Origin of the sequence: Vibrio sp. 1167 (assembly GCF_033340375.1) — a bacterium.
GTDB lineage: Bacteria > Pseudomonadota > Gammaproteobacteria > Enterobacterales > Vibrionaceae > Vibrio > Vibrio alginolyticus.
This window is the reverse complement of sequence record NZ_JAWOWK010000117.1, coordinates 1-1,059: the sequence shown is the minus strand read 5'-3', so window position 1 is coordinate 1,059 and position 1,059 is coordinate 1. Positions and strand designations below refer to the sequence as shown.

General features: G+C 49.7%; 1 protein-coding gene. It reads left to right on the top strand.

Features of this window, described 5'->3' with window-relative positions; translation table 11 throughout:
* Window positions 1-1,059, top strand: a 1,059-nt coding sequence (locus R7Z78_RS24770; RefSeq protein WP_169643738.1) for a glycosyltransferase, incomplete at both ends; no start/stop codon positions are given.

The following is a 1,059-nucleotide window of genomic DNA, read 5'->3' as shown; positions in this document are numbered from 1 at the left end:
AATTGTCTGGTCGAACTGCCAACCTCTGATTGAGAAATGCCAAGATCTTGGTATCAAAGCAGAGCACTCTACGTTCAATCTCGTCGGTGGCTGGTGTGCGCCGCGTTGGGACATCACAGGTTGGAATAACCTGATCAAACAAGGTTCAGCGCTCATCGAGAAGCACAATATCGACCTCGTTCATGTCAACAGTGGTGGCCCTTGCCAGTGGATGTCCTTAGCCGCACGCATGAATCATGTACCTCTAGTCACGCAATTGCATTGTCACTACACGTTGCGCGATCGTTTTTCGCTTGGCTTGCACCTTTCGCCAAAATTGATCTGTGTAAGCAAAGATGTAGGCCGTGAAATTCTGCGCGATGGTTATCCAGAAGAGCAACTGCACGTAGTGCACAACGGCGTCTCTTTGGATGACTCTGAAGCGCCTATCGACATCAAAGCGCGCTTGAGGATTCCTGCCAATGCGTTCACCTTCCTTTCGGTTGGTTCACTGATCAAACGCAAAGGGTTTGACCGCCTCATTCATGCTATGCGAATGCACAACTACCATCAAACCAATCCACATCTCGTGATTGTCGGCGACGGTGAAGAGCGCGAAAACTTGAAGCAATTAGTTACCGTTCTTGGTATGCAAGACCGCGTGCACTTCGTCGGAGAACAGACCAATGCAGGCGCTTGGATGTCGGGCAATGCTGACGCTTTCATTAGCGGCGCATACGAAGAGGCTTTTGGTCTAGTCGTAGGAGAAGCGGCATTAGCAAAACTGCCAATCGTAGCACCTAAAACTGGCGGTATTCCCGAATTGTTCGAGCACAACCATAGCGCCCTTCTTTATCCAAACCAGGGCATGGCTGGACTGCTGAATGCGATTCAATTGGTCATGCAAGATGCCGACTTGCGAGAAAAACTGGCTGAAAATGCCTACCTACATGCTAGCCAAAACTTGACCACGACCGCTTCCGTCAAAGCGATTGAAGCAATTTATGAAACCGAGCTGGAAAACAAAACTGTTGTACCGATGCCAATGGCGCAGTGCATGAAACCCATTTCCCGCTGGTT